This is a genomic window from Bradyrhizobium sp. CCBAU 51765 (assembly GCF_015291725.1).
Lineage (GTDB): Bacteria > Pseudomonadota > Alphaproteobacteria > Rhizobiales > Xanthobacteraceae > Bradyrhizobium > Bradyrhizobium liaoningense.
Map to the genome: position 1 here is coordinate 1,463,126 of NZ_CP030038.1, position 16,805 is coordinate 1,479,930.

A 16,805-nucleotide genomic window follows, 5' to 3' on the forward strand; every position below is an offset into this window, starting at 1 on the left:
GCCGCAGGCAGAACAGACGCGTCAGGAATGAATCCGCGCAATCGCTGTTGGCACTACACCTGCATCCGCCGCGACAAAGAGGCTGACGAAGCGTTAGGCAATTCCGGCGAGAGAAAGTTGGGGGTGGCGAGAGGTTTGTGCGCCGCCCTTTCCGTGTCGAGAGCTGCCGAAGCGAGAGCGTCGAGCAACAGGTTCAAGTGAATTCAGGCAGGCGCGGCGGGCGTCTCGCATGAAGCGCGTTTAGGAGCAATGGATGGCCACCAAGGCAAAGACGCTGCAGGCGAAGGACAAGGAAAAGGACGACAAGGCAGCGGACGCGCCGGAGAAGGACTCCCAGGACGCGCCCTCGCCCTTGCTCGACCTGTCCGACGCCGCCGTGAAGAAGATGATCAAGCAGGCCAAGAAGCGCGGCTTCGTGACCTTCGATCAGCTCAACGAAGTCTTGCCGTCCGACCAGACCTCGCCCGAACAGATCGAGGACATCATGTCGATGCTCTCGGACATGGGCATCAACGTCACCGAAGCCGACGACACCGAAGGCGAGGAGGAGAAGGACGAGGCCGACGACGAGACCGATAACGAGCTCGTCGAGGTCACCCAGAAGGCCGTCACCGAGGTCAAGAAGAGCGAGCCGGGCGAGCGCACCGACGATCCCGTGCGCATGTATCTGCGCGAGATGGGCACGGTCGAGCTGCTCTCCCGCGAAGGCGAAATCGCGATCGCCAAGCGCATCGAGGCCGGCCGCGAGGCGATGATCGCAGGGCTGTGCGAAAGCCCGCTGACCTTCCAGGCCATCATCATCTGGCGCGACGAGCTCAACGAAGGCAAGATCTTCCTCCGCGACATCATCGATCTCGAAGCGACCTATGCCGGCCCGGACGCCAAGGGCGGCATGAACACCGCGATGATCGCAGGCCCGAGCGGCGAAGCCGGTGAAGCTTCGGCCGAGGGCGGCGAGGCCGCCGCCGTCTCCACCGCTGCGCCCGCGCATGTGGCGCCGCCTGCGGCGCCGCCGGCGCCGACCCCGTTCCGTGCCGCGCCTGCCGCCGCTGGCGCCGAAGCCGGCGAGGAGAAGGATCCAGGCGAGGCCGCCGCCGAAGCCGACATGGACGACGACGAGTTCGAGAACCAGATGTCGCTCGCGGCGATCGAGGCCGAGCTCAAGCCGAAGGTGGTCGAGATCTTCGACAAGATCGCCGACAGCTACAAGAAGCTGCGCAAGCTTCAGGAGCAGGACATCCAGAACCAGCTCCAGAACGAATCGCTCTCGCCGCACCAGGAGCGCAAGTACAAGAAGCTCAAGGACGAGATCATCGTCGAGGTGAAGTCGCTGCGCCTCAACCAGGCCCGCATCGACTCGCTCGTCGAGCAGCTCTACGACATCAACAAGCGCCTCGTCTCGCATGAGGGCCGCCTGATGCGGCTTGCCGACAGCCACGGCGTCGCGCGCGAGGACTTCCTGCGCAACTACACCGGCTCGGAGCTCGATCCGCGCTGGCTCAACCGCGTCTCGAAATTGTCCGCAAAAGGCTGGAAGAATTTCGTCCATCACGAGAAGGACCGCATCAAGGACCTTCGCCACGAGGTGCATCAGCTCGCCGCGCTGACCGGCCTGGAGATCGTCGAGTTCCGCAAGATCGTGCACTCCGTGCAGAAGGGCGAGCGCGAGGCCCGCCAGGCCAAGAAGGAGATGGTGGAAGCCAACCTCCGTCTCGTGATCTCGATCGCCAAGAAGTACACCAACCGCGGCCTGCAGTTCCTCGACCTGATCCAGGAAGGCAACATCGGCCTGATGAAGGCGGTCGACAAGTTCGAGTATCGTCGCGGCTACAAGTTCTCGACCTACGCCACGTGGTGGATCCGGCAGGCGATCACGCGCTCGATCGCCGACCAGGCCCGCACCATCCGCATCCCCGTGCACATGATCGAGACGATCAACAAGATCGTGCGCACGAGCCGGCAGATGCTCAACGAGATCGGCCGCGAGCCGACCCCGGAAGAGCTCGCCGAAAAGCTCGGCATGCCGCTGGAGAAAGTGCGAAAAGTCCTCAAGATCGCCAAGGAGCCGCTGTCGCTGGAGACGCCGGTCGGTGACGAAGAGGATTCGCATCTCGGCGATTTCATCGAGGACAAGAACGCGATCCTCCCCATCGACGCCGCGATCCAGTCAAACCTGCGCGAGACCACCACGCGCGTGCTGGCCTCGCTCACCCCGCGCGAAGAACGCGTTCTGCGCATGCGCTTCGGCATCGGCATGAACACCGACCACACGCTGGAAGAGGTCGGCCAGCAGTTCAGCGTGACGCGCGAGCGTATCCGCCAGATCGAAGCGAAGGCGCTAAGGAAGCTGAAGCATCCGTCGCGGTCGAGGAAGCTGCGGAGCTTCTTGGATAATTGATTCGGATCGTCATGCCCGGGCCTGACCCGGGCATCCATCCAAACGAAGACGGCGGGCTGAAGGCCCGCCGTTTTTGTTTATGTTGGAGCTTCGAGTATCCCGCGTCCAACGCGCTACTTCTTCTTCGCCCCGACCCGCTCGAGCCGCTTGATCTCCAGCGGCGGGCGGCCGCTCTTTTCGGCGATCTCGCGGTCCTGCTCCATGATGAAGCCGCGCGCGGGTTCGTCGCCGTCGAGGCCGCCGAGCAACTCAGTGGGCACGCGGCGATTGGAGCGTTGGGAGTCGTCTTCATAGACGACGTTGAAGAAGGCGAATTCGCCTTTGGGATTGGTTCCGGGTTTCTTGGCCATGGCGGCTTGTCGTCGATCATCGCGCCACAGTCAAATAACTTCGCCACCGGCGTAACCGAACGCGGCAGGCTCGACGCGGCTGTGAAGGTACCTGATGCGGGGAGGAGCCAGAGATCTTCTGCGACCCTTCGAGGAGACCTTCGTCTCCAAATAAACGGCGGGCCCGAAGCCCGCCGTTTATCTTGGTCTTCACCGTCGCCCGGGGCTGGCAGGGCGACAACTTAAAATAGAATATTATAGAAGGCGCGCTGCGATGGCAAGGCAAATCGTGGTGGTGTCGATGTCGCAGCGAGCGCATCAGATATGCGTTTGTTCCAATGTGCGGCGTGGCCATACATCGAGACATGGTTCGGGTTGCCAAATCATTTTGTTCAACTCGCTTGCTCTTGCGACCCAGCGAGAGCGACGCGCTCTGTAGGAACGTGCGTTGGCCTGCACGTATTCCAGCCTGCGTGCTCCGTGATCGCAAAGCAAAGCCGGTGCCATCCTCCCGGCGCGTATCTCAATGCGTGTGTGTGCGCTGCGTCAATTCCTGCGGGGCGAGCCGCGGCCCGTGGCTGCCACCCTTGTCGGTGTCCTCCTTGTGCCCCTGCGCCATGATCGCACTGCCCATCGCGGCCGAGCCGAAGGTGATGAGGAAGGAGGCGAGCAGCAGGAAAAGTGCCACGCTGGGCGCGCGGTCGGCGAAGATCAGCTCGCGCAGATGTCCGGGATTGAGCCAGAGCAGGCCGCCGACCAGCAGCGCGGCGGCGCAGGCGCCGATCGCGAGGTTGATGGCGAGCAGGCGGAACAGCGGGATGCGGAGGAGGGCGCGGGTCGATTGAGGCTGGTGGTCGGGCATGGATGATCGCTTCATGCTGGCTCAATGCAGTGACTGACGGTTGCTCAGGCATCGGCATTGTAGCGCCAACTCTCTCCGCTCGTCATTCCGGGGCGCTACGCGCGCGCAGGAATGACGAGCAGTGGTCTTTGGCGATACCATCCACCTCACGCTGCCGGCGCCACCCGGTTGCCTGCCGCGCTCGCCTGCGCCGCTTGCTGCCGTTCCATCATGGTCTGCCACAGCGTTGCGATGCTCACCTGCGTCTGCGGCGCGATCAGGCAGTGCCCCTCATTGTCGAAGCCGCAGAACCGAACCGATGGGTCCTTCTTCACTTCGGTCAGCGCCTGGTTGATCATCTCAAGGCATGTCATCACCTGCCCGATATCCTGCAGGCGCGTGTGATGCAGGATGTCCATCAGGCGGAACGTCATCACCGCGGGGCGGCCGAAGCTGATGCCGGGGCGACCGAGCTCGAACAGCACGTTCACCGCAGGAAGCACGCCGCGGATGTGCTCGAGCACGCCGGCCATGTCTTCCACGCTGCAGGCGACGAGATGGGCCGCCTGTGGTGGCGGCGCGGCCTCCGGTGTCCGTGGCGCCAGCCCGAGTGTGGCCATCACCTCCTGCTCGATCCATTGCCGCACCGGGGCGGGGGCATTGCGGATCTGCTCGGCGGTCAAGGTGATTCCGGTCATGTGCGGTTCTCCTGTTTGCCTCAATCTAGAAAGCACGGCGTGAGACGGCTTGATGCGGATCAAGCCTTGCGCTTCAAGGTCTTGCGCTTTGACGCTCGCTGTGTTCCCGGGCATGATCGGCCGCCTGCTTCGCGCAAGGAATTTTGGGGAACTGCTGCACATGCTGAGACCGCTTCTCGCCGCCGCCGTCGTCATTTGTCTGGCCGGCGGGTCGGCGCAGGCCGCCCGTTGCGGCGGCGATTTCGACAGTTTTGTCGCCAGCATGGCGCAGGAAGCACAGGCCGCCGGCGTCTCGGCGGGCGTGACCAATGCGGCGCTCGGCGGCGTGACCCAGGACGCTGCCGTGCTCGCCTTCGACCGGCGTCAGCGCTACACCTTCAAGAAGAGCTTCGAGCAGTACGTCTCGACACGTGTCGGCCCCGGCCGCATCAATGGCGGCCGCGCGATGCTCCAGCGTCACGCCGCGCTGCTCTCACGCATCGAACAGCAGTTCGGCGTGCCGCGCCATATCCTGGTCGCGATCTGGGGGCTGGAGAGCGATTTCGGCAAGGGCGACACCGGCAAGCTGCCGGTGGTCCGCACGCTGGCGACGCTCGCGCATGATTGCCGCCGCACCGACCTGTTCCAAGGCGAGCTGCTCGCCGCGCTCAAGATCGTGCAGCGCGGCGACCTGCCGCTGCGCGACCTCATCGGCGCCTATGCCGGCGAGATCGGCCAGACCCAGTTCCTGCCGTCGTCCTACATCAAGTACGGCGTCGATTTCGACGGCGACGGCCACGTCGATCTCCGCCACAGCGTCCCCGATGTGCTCGCCTCGACCGCGAACCTCCTGCACACCAACGGCTTCAAGATGGGCCAGCCCTATGGCGAAGGCACGCCGAATTTCGAGGCGATGCGGGAGTGGAACAGGGCCGTGGTCTATCGCAAGACGATCGGGTATTTCGCCGATCGGCTGGCGGGGCAGTGACTTCACCCTCCCCTGGAGGGGGAGGGTCGATCGCGCGCAGCGCGAGCGGGGTGGGGTGATCTCTCCAATCGGGCAGTGCTTCCGTGGAGGGACTGTCACCCCACCCCGTCTCACATTTCGCTGCGCTCAATGTGAGCCGACCCTCCCCCTCCAGGGGAGGGTGAAGCGCCACGCGCCTACGCTCCCTTCGCCATCTTCTCCAGCCGCCGTTGCAGCGGCGCCCAGTACGTTCCCGGGCGGAAGCGCTGCAACAGGTCCATGAAGCGGGCGTCGTTGCCGATCAGGATGCGCGGCTCGTTCTTCTCGATGCCCCTGATGATGCGCAGCGCGGCATCCTTGGGCGTGGTCTTCGCTGCGTTCTCGAACCGCTCGATCGATTGCGCGCGGCGGGCATTGTCGGTGACGCCGACCCCGGTGCGCGCGTTGCGCGCGATCGCGGTGGCGACGCCGCCGGGATGGACCACCGACAGCTTCACCGGGCTTCCTGCCGCCGAAAGCTCATGCCGCAGGCTCTCCGAGAAGCCGCGCACCGCGAACTTTGCCGCCGCATAGGCCGCTTGCCCCGGCGGCGCGATGATGCCGAAGATCGAGGAGAGATTGACGATGTGCGCCTCTGGCCTCGTCTTCAGATGCGGCAGGAAGGCGCGCGTGCCGTGCACCACGCCCCAGAAATTGATGTCGAACAACCAGTCCATCTGCGCCTGGTCGATCTCCTCGAACGAGCCCATGAGCGCCACGCCGGCATTGTTGACGACGATGCCGAGGGCGGGATGCGCGGTGGTCGCCTCGCTCGCGAACCGCACGATGTCGGCGGGCTCGCCGACATCGACGCGATGCACGCTGACCTTGCGTGTTGTTCCGATCTCCGTGGCGAGCGCCTTCAATCCGGCCTCGTCGCGATCGGCCAGCGCGAGATCGCAGTCGCGCTGCGCCAGCTCGAGGGCCAGCGCCCTGCCGATGCCGCTCGCCGCTCCCGTGATGGCGGCAGCCCCCCGAATCGTCGTCATGAACTCCCCCGTCAAGTCCCCGATCGCGGAACTATGGGGTACTTTTTTTTGGAATGAAACCGAACCGTTGCCGGCCTCGGTTTTTAACATGCGTTATGGAGGCATGCATTGGGAGCCGCCGATGGGACAAGCAGAGCCGTTTCGCGCGACAGCGCTGATCGTTGAAGACGACGTCATGCAGCGGGAGATGCTTTGCGTTCTCCTGGAAGAGAGCGGCTACCAGGTCATCCAGTGCGAAAGCGCGGAGGCCGCCGAGCGCGTCCTCGACAAGAGCGCCGGCGCGCTCTGTCTGATGCTGACCGACGTCCAGCTTGCCGGCCGCATGAACGGCGTCGAGCTCGCGCACGTCGCCAAGCACCGCAATCCGAACCTCGACGTCGTCGTCACCTCCGGTCGCCCCTTGAAGCAGCCCTTGCCCGATGGCGCCAAGTTCTGGGCCAAACCCTGGGCGCCCCTCGACGTGCTGCGCGAGGCGGAGATCGCTCAGCTGTCCTGACGGCTCTCCCGCCGGCTCGCTTTCTCGCCGCGAGCCGCGGTGGTAAGGTCCCCTCATGACCTTGTCTTTCCTGCTTACGTCGCTCATCGTGGTCGCATCACCCGGCACCGGCGTGCTCTACACGCTCGCCTCGGCGCTGACCCGCGGCTCGCGGGCCAGCATGGCGGCCGCCTTCGGCTGCACGCTCGGCATCGTGCCGCACATGGTGGCGGCGATGCTCGGCCTTGCCGCTGTGCTCCACACCAGCGCGCTCGCCTTCGCCGTGCTGAAATGGTCCGGCGTCGCCTATCTGCTCTATATGTCCTGGCAGGCGCTGCGCGAGACGGGGACGCTCGCGGTTGACGGCGAGATCAAGGAGCGGTCGAGCGGCCGCGTCATCGTCACCGGCTTCCTGATCAACATCCTCAATCCGAAACTGTCGATCTTCTTCCTCGCCTTTCTGCCGCAGTTCATCGCGGCGGACGAGGCCCATGTGCTGGCGCGCATGCTGGAATTGAGCGGCACCTTCATGGCGATGACGTTTGCGGTGTTCGTCCTCTACGGCCTGTGCGCCGCCTCGGTGCGCGAGCGCGTCATCTCCCGTCCCCGCGTCATGGCCTGGCTGCGGCGGAGCTTTGCCGCAGGATTTGCCGCGCTCGGCGCCAAGCTCGCGTTTTCGGAGCGGTAGGTTCTTCTTCACCTCTCGAAAGGTCGTCATGCCCGGGCTTGTCCCGGGCATCCACGTTCTTCGGACTGTGCGGCAAGGCGTGGATGGCCGGGACAAGCCCGGCCATGACGCTGTCAGAGCGGGTACGCCTCGAACACTCACCCAATAAAAAAGCGGGCCTTGCGCCCGCCACCATCAAACCCGTCCGATCCGACCCGACGCCCGGGCGGAGCGAGACTCCACCCGGGCAAAGAAACAGAAGCCTCGTTACTTCTTCTTCGCCTTCTTGGCCTTTTTCGCCTTCTTCTTCGCCGCCTTCTTCGCTTTCTTAGCCATAGTATCCTCTCAAGGGTTTAATGGTGGAACGCGACACGAGGGATGCTCGGCGGAGGGCCAGCCTCGCAACATCCTCGATGACAAACTCAGCAGATTCGGAGCCGGCTGCCCCGCGCTGTCATATCTCCGTCATTGCGTTATCCACAGCTCAGATGCATTTTCGGGTGATTTTTGGCCGCGAATCCGCCTCGCCGCGCTCCCGCGGCGGCGCCTGCTCCTCCGCAGCAAGGTTTGATTAACGATGCCGCAATCCGTTTCGTCGATTCATCAATCCAAAACCAATGCCCGACTTTGCACGATTGCGGTGAGACTCCATTAAGCGCGCCGCGCACATGATCGCCCGCAAGAACACGGGGGCGGGTATGTACGGGCAGTTGCCAAACGAAGAGGGCGGGACCATGCGCGTCCCGCAGTCGCCATGCTGAGCGTGCCGACACTCTGGACCGTCATCGTCATCAACTTCCTGGCGCTCGGCCTGGTCTGGGCCTATGTGGCGCGCGCCTACCCCAAATTCGAGGCGGCGCGGTACTGGACGGCGGCGGCGGTGCTGGCTGCAGCAGGCGCGGCGATCTCGATGCTGCGCGACGTGATGGATCCGCGCTTTCCGCTGATCGGCGGCGGCGGCCTGATGATCTTCTCCTCCTGGCTCGCCTGCATGGGGGTGATCCGGTTCTATCACCGGCCGGTGTCCTGGCCGGCGGCGATCGTCCATTCGCTGCTCTGCAGCGCCGGCCTCGCCTTCTTCCTGGTCGTCGTCGACAACATGCCGATGCGGGTCGTGATCTACTCGCTGGCGCAATCGACGCCGATCCTGCTGACGCTGCCGCTGCTCCTCGGCGAGCAGAACGGGCGGGAAAATCCCGGCGCTCGCCTCGCTGCGATCGTCGGATTGCTGCTCCTGTCCATTCACGTCGTCCGCTCCGGCGCGGCGCTGCTCGGCTATGGCGGCGCCATCACCGCGATCAATTTCAACGGCCTGCAGGCCGTGATGATCCTGTTCCTGGTGTTCCTGGCCATGGGCTGGAATTTCGCCTGCCTGCTGATGGCGATCGAGCGGTTGCGCAACGAGGTTGCCGACCTTGCGCTGCTCGACGATCTCACCGGGGTCGCCAACCGGCGGCATCTCTTGCAGCGCCTGACCGAGGAATGCGCCCGCTCGGCGCGAAGCGGCGCGCCGTTCTCTCTGTTGCTGATCGATCTCGACGGCTTCAAGACCATCAACGACACCCATGGCCACGCCGCCGGCGATGCCTGCCTGAAGCACTTTACCCTGATGGCGCAGACGCGCCTCCGGCCCGGCGACATGCTCGCCCGCACCGGCGGCGACGAGTTCTGCATCGTGCTGCCGTCCTCGTCCCTGCGCGAGGCTGCCGCGATCGCCCGCCGCGTGATCGAGGTCTGCCGTCAGGATGCCGCCACCTGCACCGGAAGCGAGATTCCGATCGCGATCTCGATCGGCGTCGCGCAGTGGGACCGCGACATCGGGGAATTCCCGGATCGCCTGATGGCCAATGCCGATCATGCCCTCTATGCCGCCAAGAAGAACGGCAAGAACGATTTCGCGATCCATGATCCCGCCCCGCCGCTTTCGCCGGAGTTGATCGAGGCGTTGAGGAAATTCGCGTAAAGTCTGCCAAGGCGCGCCGCGATCAGGATGAATCGCCATCGCGCTTCAGGTTGCTTGTTTGAGCATGATCTTTCCGGAAAACCGCTGCACACTTGTCCGGATGATGCTGTAGCCTCGGGTCGCATTGGACCTCGCATGATGATGTTTCGCCGGCCCGCGGCCGTTTTTGCCGCTCTCCTTCTGATCGCTCCTGCCGCCGCCACCAACGCCGAGCTCGCAAAGCTCGCGCGCGCCTCCGGCACGCCCGACATCCCCGGCTTGAAGATCGTCTGGCTGGCGCCATGGGGCGACGTCCGCAACGCCAAGCCCTGGCGCAACATCATCGTGCACCAGACCGAGGGACCTGCGGGCTCGGCGCGCGGCGGCGCGCAAGCGCAGGCGAAGAACCCGACACGGCGCGGCGTCACGGTGTGGGTCGAGACCGACGGCACGGTCTATTGGGCGGTCGCCGAGAATCTGGTGCCGACCCACGGCGACGGTGCCAACCGCAACGACAGCAAGTACATCGACAACAGCTCGACCTACCGCCAGGTGGTGCGCGACAACTCGATCGGCGTCGAGTTCGCCGGCAACTATCCCGACGTGACGAGGGGCCCGACCGAAGCACAGGTCGCGGCGTGGAAGATCCTCGTGCAGGTGCTGCGCGCGCGCTACGGCATCCCGCTCGACCGCGTCTATGCGCACAACTGGATCGACTACAAGGATTCGCGCTATTGCGAGGGGTGCACGCTCGCGACGATGGCGAGGGAGTGGGGGGAGTAGTCGAACAGGCACGTCCGGCAATCGGAGGCCGAAACCACCAATGCCGGACGGCCATCGAGAGCGATGCGCTTCAAGGGGCGCTAGCGCGAGATGGACCTGCAGACCATTGATATCGGCCACATGTCGGCGTTGGGATATGCGCTTGCAGGCCTTGTCCACCGCAAAGCGCCGCGGGCGAGCTGCCGGTCAGTCGCGCGATGTAGAGAGCCCCGCGAGAAGCGGAGCGTACGCGGCGAGCCTGCGGGATACGAACTCCCTGAACAGCCGCACGCGCTTCGTCTTGCGTGTCTCTCCCTGTGTGAGAAGCCAAACCGTTCCGTACATGTGCAGGTCAGTGCCCGGCACCCTCACCAGCAGGGAGTCGGCATCGCCGACGAAGCAAGGCAGTGTCGTGATCCCGAGCCCCTGCCGTACAGCAACGATCTGCGCCCCGGCGTCACTGGTCCTGAATGGAACCCCCGTGGTGCGAACCTCACCCTCGCTGGCCCAATCCGGAATTCCATGAATGCTGATGACGATCCAGCGGATGGGATCAGGCGCGCCCGCACGCCACGCGGCGAGTCGATCGCGGGACATGTAGACGCCGCCGAACAGCTCCGGTCCCTTCAGGCCGTGAAGATTGAGCGGCAGGGTTTTGCGGTCGTAGACGACGCGGATCGCCACGTCGGCCTCCCGGTTGGTCAGATTTGCCAGCTCGCCGAACGATAGGATTTCCATCTCGATGTCCGGATGCAGACGCGCGAAATCCGCGAAGTCCGGCATGAGCAGGTGTGTCGCGAGGGGCGGCGGCAACGTCACCCGCAGACGCCCGCGCACGCTCTGGTCGCGCCCGAAGACGCGCGTCTCCAATTGGTGCGACGACGCTTCCATCTGGTCCGCGAACTCGAGGACCTCCTCGCCTGCAGCCGTCAGGCGGTAGCCCGAAGGCAGCTTTTCGAACATGTGCACCCCGAGGCGCTCCTCGAGCTGGGCGATGCGTCGCAGCACTGTCGCGTGGTTCACACCGAGGCGCTCGGCGGCAGCCCGGACCGAGCCTCCGCGCGCGACGGCAAGAAAGAAGCGAACGTCATCCCAATCGATCATGGTGCAATCCCGCACCGCGCGGTGCGCCTTCCAAAGTCCGTATCTGCGCCTCCTACAGCAGTATGGGCGGTCATCATAGCCTGTGCCGAGCAAGCAAGGCCCAATTCCGAAACGGCGAACGGCGATCATCGCGGCTGACGTCAGTCGCCCGGCCGGATTGATTTCGCACCACCGATGTGCGCGCTTCCGCACTCAACGCCCGACGCCGGGGGACCTATGTCGAGGTTCTCGGGGGCAGATGCTGTTCCGACACTACGAAAGGAGAAGTCATGGGAAAGCTGGAGGGTAAGGTTGCAGTCATCACGGGCGGCGCGACCGGAATCGGCCGCGCCGCAGCAAAGCGCTTCATCGATGAAGGCGCGTTCGTCTTCATCTTCGGCCGCAGACAGGAAGCGCTCGACGCGGCTGTGGCCGACCTCGGGCCCAAACTCCGCGCGGTGAGGGGCTCGGTCTCCGATCTGGCCGACCTCGACCGACTCTACGCGGCGGTGAAGGCCGAGCGCGGATCCCTCGACATCGTCTTCGCCAATGCCGGGGCGGGAAGCCAGCTTCGGCTCGGCGAGATCACCGCCGCACACGTTGACGAAACTTTCGACACCAACGTGAAGGGTACGATCTTCACCGTCCAGAAGGCGCTGCCGCTGATGGGCCTGGGCGGTTCGATCATCCTGACCGGATCGAGTGCCGGCACCACGGGCGCGCCGGCAATGAGCGCCTACAGCGCGAGCAAGGCGGCCGTGCGCAATCTCGCACGGACCTGGGCCGAGGACCTGAAGGGCAGCGGCATCCGAGTAAACGTGCTGTCGCCCGGGGCGACAGCGACCGAACTCGCAAAGGAAGCGCTCGGCGAGGAGGGGCAGAAGGTCTTCGCCTCGATGACTCCGCTCCAGCGAATGGCCGATCCGGCGGAGATCGGGGCCGTGGCCGCCTTTCTCGCGTCGTCGGACAGCAGCTTCATGACCGCCAGCGAAGTCGCCGTCGACGGCGGCTTAGCGCAACTCTGACCCCCGGCGCGGTCCCGTGCCTGGCCCACACAACGAAAGATAAGAGATCATGAAAAAACTGGAAGATAAGGTCGCAGTCATCACGGGCGGAAGCAGCGGGATTGGGTTGGCCACAGCCAAGCGCTTCGTGGAAGAAGGTGCGCACGTCGTGATCACCGGGCGACGAGAGAAAGACCTGAAGGAGGCCGCGGCCTTCATCGAGAGAAACGTTACGACGGTCGTGGGCGACGTGTCGCGCTTGGAAGATCTGGACCGACTCTATGCCGTCGTGAAAGAGAAACATGGTCACATCGATATTCTCTTCGCAAACGCGGGCGCGGGGACGATCGCACCGCTCGCGGCAGCTACTGAGGCCCATTTTGACCAGACCTTCGATGTGAACGTGAAGGGACTGTTCTTTACGGTGCAGAAAGCCCTTCCCCTCTTCAAAGACGGCGGTTCGATTATCCTGAACTCTTCCGTCTCGAACGTGTTGGGGCTGCCAGGGTTTAGCGCCTACGCCGCGAGCAAGGCGGCTGTGCGCAACTTCTCGCGCGCTTGGACGCTGGAGCTGAAAGACCGCAAAATCCGCGTGAATACGATGAGCCCCGGACCAACCGAGACCCCTGCCTTGGAGACAACGACGGGCCTTACCCCTGAGCAGGCAGAGCAAGCGGCCGGTCAATTTGCTTCACAGATCCCAATGGGTCGCAGGGGCAAGCCAGAGGAAATCGCGGCTGCCGTCACGTTCCTTGCCTCCGATGAAAGTTCGTTCATCACCGGCGTGGATCTCGCCGTCGATGGGGGCATGGCGCAGGTCTGACGCCGACATTAACACGACATCGGAGAGACATCATGAGCTACGCAATTATCGGCTTCGGCAATATCGGCCGGGCTCTGGCGAAAGCGTTTGCCCGCAAAGGCATCGAAGTATCGGTTGCAACCACGCGCGACCCGGAAAGCTTTGCATCCGCGGCGGCCGCGATCGGACCCACGATCATTCCCAAAAAACTGGCGGAAGCGGTAAAGGCGGACATCGTCCTTTTGGCCGTCCGTTTCGAGTCGCACCAGGATGTTGCGAAGGCGCTGCCCAGCTGGCAGGGGAAGACGATCGTCGATGTGACCAATGCCTACGGTGTGTCCCCCGAGAAACTGGGGGGACAGCCCTCGTCCAAGGCCGTCGCGCAGGCCTTCGCTGCCGGTCGACTGGTCAAGGGCTTCAATCATTTGGCCGCTGCCGTCCTTGATCAAAATCCGGCCGTACATGGTGGCAGAAGAGTCGTGTTCCTGGCGAGCGACGATGCCGACGCCGCAGCGGAGATTGGTGCGCTTGCGGAAGATCTCGGCTTCGCGCCGATCAAGCTTGGCGGGCTTTCGGAAGGTGGGCTGCTGGTCCAGGCGCGCGGAAATAGCTGGGGCCAACTGATCTTCAAGGACCTGGTCAAGTTCGACTGATGAACACGCGACGTCCCCGCCGGCCGGGACATGACGCACGCGAGAACAACATGCAACCGTGAAGGACTTCTTCGCCGCGATCGGTCGCGGTGATAGGGGGGATTGCTGGTGCTGGTCGCCGAGGACATCGAGTGGATCACCCGGGCGAGGAGTGGCCGCTGGCCGGAATGCACCGCGGACATGCAGGGCTGGCGGCTGAAGCGCTGGGAGACGCGTATCGAAAGACATTGAGCGCAAGATGACGGAGCGGGGCAGACATGGCTTGATCTCTGCTAGTGGCTCGCTACCGGGGCATAGCGACCCTCGTGCCCCGTCAGCTCGGCCGATTTATGGGTTCACGGCCTGGTATCTCGGAGCGCGAGATCTCTCTATGAGAGTCGCGAAGTGGATGCCTAACCTTCGCGGAGGCATGGCATCGATCGTGAAGTGACGCTCACAAGACCAAACAAAAAAAGCCGGCGTTGCCGCCGGCTTTTTCTCTCTTTCGATCCGCCAATCTGTCTCCGCGGCGAAAGCCCGCTTAATGCGCGGCTTCCAGTGCGGCCTGTTCCTGCCTTGCGATCGTGCCCTTGACCGCGGACTGCACCTTCTCGAAGGCGCGGACCTCGATCTGGCGGACGCGCTCGCGCGACACGCCGAACTCGGCGGCAAGGTCTTCCAGCGTCATCGGCTCATCGGCGAGACGGCGCGCCTCGAAGATGCGGCGTTCGCGCGGGTTGAGCACGCCCATGGCGCCGTTCAGCGCGTCACGGCGGTGATCATACTCCTCGTGCTCCGCCATCATGGCTTCCTGGTTGGGCGTGTTGTCGACCAGCCAGTCCTGCCATTCGCCGGCTTCGCCGTCGTCGCGGATCGGAGCGTTGAGCGACGCGTCGCCACCGAGGCGGCGGTTCATGTCGATCACGTCCTGATCGGTGACGCCGAGGCGCTTGGCAATCATCTTCACCTGGTCGGGGCGGAGATCGCCCTCGTCCAGCGCGTTGATCTTGCTCTTCGCCTTGCGCAGGTTGAAGAACAGCTTCTTCTGGTTCGCGGTGGTGCCCATCTTCACGAGCGACCAGGAACGCAGAATGTACTCTTGAATCGACGCCTTGATCCACCACATGGCGTAGGTGGCGAGACGGAACCCCTTCTCGGGTTCGAAACGCTTCACCGCCTGCATCAGGCCGACATTGCCTTCCGAGACGACCTCGGAGATCGGCAGGCCGTAGCCGCGATAGCCCATGGCGATCTTGGCCACGAGGCGGAGGTGGCTGGTAACGAGTTGGTGCGCCGCGTCGCGATCGTCGTGCTCGCGCCAACGCTTGGCGAGCATGTATTCCTGCTGGGGTTCCAGCATCGGAAACTTGCGGATCTCGGCGAGGTAGCGAGAAAGGCCGGATTCTCCATTAAGGACCGGCAAAGCAGCGGTACGGGCCATAGTGCGCCCTCCAAAAGGTTCAGGCCCCCGATAGCGGCGGGCCAGGCAGACGACCGCTGTGTTAAAGCCGGCCGTAGCTGCGATGTTCCGCGTTGGTCATTTCAACGCAGACGCAATATACCCTATCGGGGGTCGAAAAGGGAAGGATTGCTGACGTCACGTCCCCGTGTGGCAGCTATAACTTTTTGTAATGTAAAGGCTTTCTGAAGCGGCCTGCGTCATAGCGCCGCTTTGAGGGTGCGTTCGAGGAGAAGCAAATCCTCCGGCAGAGGCGCCTCCCAGTGGAGTAATTCTCCTGTCCTCGGGTGCTCCAATACCAGCAGGTAAGCATGTAGGGCCTGCCGCCCCAGTGCCGCCAAAGCAGCCTGCGCCTCAGGGCCGAGCTGGTTGGCCTTGGTCTTGAAATGCGGGCCATAGACCGCATCGCCCATCAGGGGGTGGCCGGTGTGAGCGAGGTGGACGCGGATCTGATGGGTGCGGCCGGTCTCGAGCTCGCAGGCGAGCAGGGCGGCGACGGGCTTGCCGTCGCGCCCGGCAAAGCTATCCAGGATCTCCCAATGCGTCACCGCCTCGCGGCCGCCCTGGCGCACCGCCATCTTCTCGCGCGCATGCGGGTGGCGATCGATCGGCGCGTCCACCGTGCCGCGATGCCGGTTCGGCACCCCCCAGGCAAAGGCCATGTAGCCGCGGCGCATCGCGCCGGTGCGGCCGTGGTCGGCGAATTGGGCTGACAGCGAGGCATGCGCGAGGTCGTTCTTGGCGACCACCATCAGCCCCGTCGTGTCCTTGTCGAGCCGGTGCACGATGCCGGGCCGGCGCACCCCGCCGATGCCCGACAGCGAGGCGCCGCAATGGGCGATCAGCGCGTTGACCAGGGTACCGGTCTCGTGCCCGGCCGCGGGGTGCACCACCAGCCCTTTCGGCTTGTTGATGACGATGATGTCGTCGTCCTCGAACACGATATCGAGGGCGATCTCCTCCCCCTTGGGCTCGGCGGGCGCCGCCTCCGGCACGTCGATTATGATCGTATCGCCGGGACTGACGTGATAAGCGGGGTCGCGGACCGCGGAGGCCTTCAGGTGCACTGCGCCCGCCAGGATCAGGGCCTTCAGCCTCGATCGCGACAGCTCCGGCCGGCGCGCCGCCAGCACGCGGTCGAGCCGGGCCGAGCCCTCGTCGCCGGCGACCACGACCTCCAACCTTTGCGCTGACCCAGAGCTTTCCATGACGACGTCTGATACCGCTGTTCCCGAACCGACCCCCGAGCAGGCCGCGCTGTTCGCGCGGGTGCGGCGGATGATGCTGATCGCGGGGTTGACCACGGCGCTGGCGATCTGCGCCGTGCTGATCGCGGTGGGCTACCGCCTTTTCAAGTCGGAGGGAAGGGCGCCCGAACCGCTAGGCGACGTCACCGCCACCCTGCCGAAGGGCGCCAGGATCGTCGCGACCGGCGTCGCCGGGGACAGGCTCGTGGTCACGCTGGACGTCGGCGGCATCACCGAGATCCGCACCTTCGACGCCCACACCCTGAAGCCGGCCGGAAAGCTGAAATTCGCCAATGAGCCGTAAAAGGCCCGTCGGGGTCCTTGCGGCGGACAAATTTCGAGGTTATTGGCTAGCCCTCACGCTCCCTTCGTCTAGCGGTTAGGACGCGGCCCTCTCAAGGCTGAAACAGGGGTTCGATTCCCCTAGGGAGCGCCAGCGGCTCTAGAAGCGCTGAGATTTCAAAAACATCTAGCAAATCATGGCTTTGACTG

General features: G+C 64.4%; 17 protein-coding genes, 1 tRNA gene and 1 pseudogene. 12 read left to right on the top strand and 7 right to left on the bottom strand.

Going from position 1 to position 16,805, the window contains the following annotated elements; genetic code table 11:
• The first annotated feature begins 253 nt into the window (after positions 1-253).
• Entirely contained in the window at positions 254-2,398 is a 2,145-nt protein-coding gene (rpoD, locus tag XH96_RS06905) for an RNA polymerase sigma factor RpoD (RefSeq protein ID WP_028178715.1), read from the top strand.
• A 113-nt stretch (positions 2,399-2,511) separates the two neighbouring features.
• Here the strand turns inward: rpoD and XH96_RS06910 are convergent, their stop codons facing one another.
• The 3 genes from XH96_RS06910 to XH96_RS06920 all read right to left on the bottom strand — a co-directional run bounded on the left by XH96_RS06910 (position 2,512) and on the right by XH96_RS06920 (position 4,266).
• Positions 2,512-2,748 (bottom strand): hypothetical protein, encoded by a 237-nt coding sequence (locus XH96_RS06910; RefSeq protein WP_194391660.1) that lies wholly within the window; start codon positions 2,746-2,748, stop codon positions 2,512-2,514.
• A 502-nt stretch (positions 2,749-3,250) separates the two neighbouring features.
• Positions 3,251-3,589, bottom strand: coding sequence for a hypothetical protein (locus XH96_RS06915; protein ID WP_194394059.1), 339 nt, complete (start codon positions 3,587-3,589; stop codon positions 3,251-3,253).
• 146 nt (positions 3,590-3,735) lie between these two features.
• The gene (locus tag XH96_RS06920; RefSeq protein ID WP_194391662.1) at positions 3,736-4,266 is read right to left on the bottom strand and encodes a hypothetical protein; all 531 of its coding nucleotides are present in this window, start codon (positions 4,264-4,266) and stop codon (positions 3,736-3,738) included.
• 160 nt (positions 4,267-4,426) lie between these two features.
• On the opposite strand from XH96_RS06920, the gene XH96_RS06925 reads away from it, so the two are divergent.
• Entirely contained in the window at positions 4,427-5,233 is an 807-nt protein-coding gene (locus XH96_RS06925) for a lytic transglycosylase domain-containing protein (RefSeq protein WP_194391663.1), read from the top strand.
• A 176-nt stretch (positions 5,234-5,409) separates the two neighbouring features.
• On the opposite strand, the gene XH96_RS06930 is transcribed toward XH96_RS06925, so the two are convergent.
• Positions 5,410-6,240, bottom strand: a complete 831-nt coding sequence (locus tag XH96_RS06930) for an SDR family oxidoreductase (protein ID WP_194391665.1) — start codon at positions 6,238-6,240, stop codon at positions 5,410-5,412.
• A 121-nt stretch (positions 6,241-6,361) separates the two neighbouring features.
• Here XH96_RS06930 and XH96_RS06935 point away from each other — a divergent pair, with 121 nt between their 5' ends.
• The 4 genes from XH96_RS06935 (at position 6,362) to XH96_RS06950 (ending at position 10,107) form a co-directional block, all read left to right on the top strand.
• On the top strand, positions 6,362-6,736 hold the full coding sequence (locus tag XH96_RS06935; RefSeq protein WP_194391667.1) for a response regulator: 375 nt from the start codon (positions 6,362-6,364) through the stop codon (positions 6,734-6,736).
• Positions 6,737-6,791: 55 nt separating this feature from the next.
• Positions 6,792-7,403 (top strand): LysE family translocator, encoded by a 612-nt coding sequence (locus tag XH96_RS06940; protein WP_194391669.1) that lies wholly within the window; start codon positions 6,792-6,794, stop codon positions 7,401-7,403.
• A 733-nt stretch (positions 7,404-8,136) separates the two neighbouring features.
• The gene (locus XH96_RS06945) at positions 8,137-9,345 is read left to right on the top strand and encodes a GGDEF domain-containing protein (protein ID WP_194391670.1); all 1,209 of its coding nucleotides are present in this window, start codon (positions 8,137-8,139) and stop codon (positions 9,343-9,345) included.
• 135 nt (positions 9,346-9,480) lie between these two features.
• On the top strand, positions 9,481-10,107 hold the full coding sequence (locus tag XH96_RS06950) for a peptidoglycan recognition family protein (RefSeq protein ID WP_194391672.1): 627 nt from the start codon (positions 9,481-9,483) through the stop codon (positions 10,105-10,107).
• A gap of 186 nt (positions 10,108-10,293) precedes the next feature.
• Here XH96_RS06950 and XH96_RS06955 read toward each other — a convergent pair whose 3' ends face one another.
• Positions 10,294-11,190, bottom strand: coding sequence for a LysR family transcriptional regulator (locus tag XH96_RS06955; RefSeq protein WP_194391674.1), 897 nt, complete (start codon positions 11,188-11,190; stop codon positions 10,294-10,296).
• Between the two features lie 269 nt (positions 11,191-11,459).
• On the opposite strand from XH96_RS06955, the gene XH96_RS06960 reads away from it, so the two are divergent.
• The 4 genes and pseudogenes from XH96_RS06960 to XH96_RS39610 form a co-directional block, all read left to right on the top strand.
• Positions 11,460-12,194 carry an SDR family NAD(P)-dependent oxidoreductase gene (locus tag XH96_RS06960; RefSeq protein WP_194391676.1) on the top strand — a complete coding sequence of 245 codons (735 nt, stop codon included), beginning with the start codon at positions 11,460-11,462 and terminating at the stop codon, positions 12,192-12,194.
• 49 nt (positions 12,195-12,243) lie between these two features.
• On the top strand, positions 12,244-12,996 hold the full coding sequence (locus XH96_RS06965; protein WP_194391678.1) for an SDR family NAD(P)-dependent oxidoreductase: 753 nt from the start codon (positions 12,244-12,246) through the stop codon (positions 12,994-12,996).
• A gap of 32 nt (positions 12,997-13,028) precedes the next feature.
• Positions 13,029-13,628, top strand: a complete 600-nt coding sequence (locus XH96_RS06970; RefSeq protein WP_194391680.1) for an NADPH-dependent F420 reductase — start codon at positions 13,029-13,031, stop codon at positions 13,626-13,628.
• A 58-nt stretch (positions 13,629-13,686) separates the two neighbouring features.
• Positions 13,687-13,822 (top strand): annotated as a pseudogene (locus XH96_RS39610) (nuclear transport factor 2 family protein); the annotation flags it as partial.
• Between the two features lie 326 nt (positions 13,823-14,148).
• Here the strand turns inward: XH96_RS39610 and rpoH are convergent.
• Together rpoH and XH96_RS06985 are read right to left on the bottom strand one after the other, a co-directional pair.
• Positions 14,149-15,048: an RNA polymerase sigma factor RpoH gene (gene rpoH / locus XH96_RS06980; protein ID WP_061880464.1), complete on the bottom strand. Its 900-nt coding sequence runs from the start codon at positions 15,046-15,048 to the stop codon at positions 14,149-14,151.
• Positions 15,049-15,266: 218 nt separating this feature from the next.
• A complete protein-coding gene (locus tag XH96_RS06985; protein WP_194391681.1) occupies positions 15,267-16,274 on the bottom strand; it encodes an RluA family pseudouridine synthase in 1,008 nt (335 codons plus the stop codon).
• On the opposite strand from XH96_RS06985, the gene XH96_RS06990 reads away from it, so the two are divergent.
• Together XH96_RS06990 and XH96_RS06995 are read left to right on the top strand one after the other, a co-directional pair.
• Complete coding sequence (locus tag XH96_RS06990) at positions 16,273-16,617, top strand: hypothetical protein (protein ID WP_194391683.1); 345 nt, start codon at positions 16,273-16,275, stop codon at positions 16,615-16,617. The genes XH96_RS06985 and XH96_RS06990 overlap by 2 nt on opposite strands.
• A gap of 57 nt (positions 16,618-16,674) precedes the next feature.
• A tRNA-Glu gene (locus tag XH96_RS06995) sits at positions 16,675-16,749 on the top strand.
• Positions 16,750-16,805: the final 56 nt, after the last annotated feature.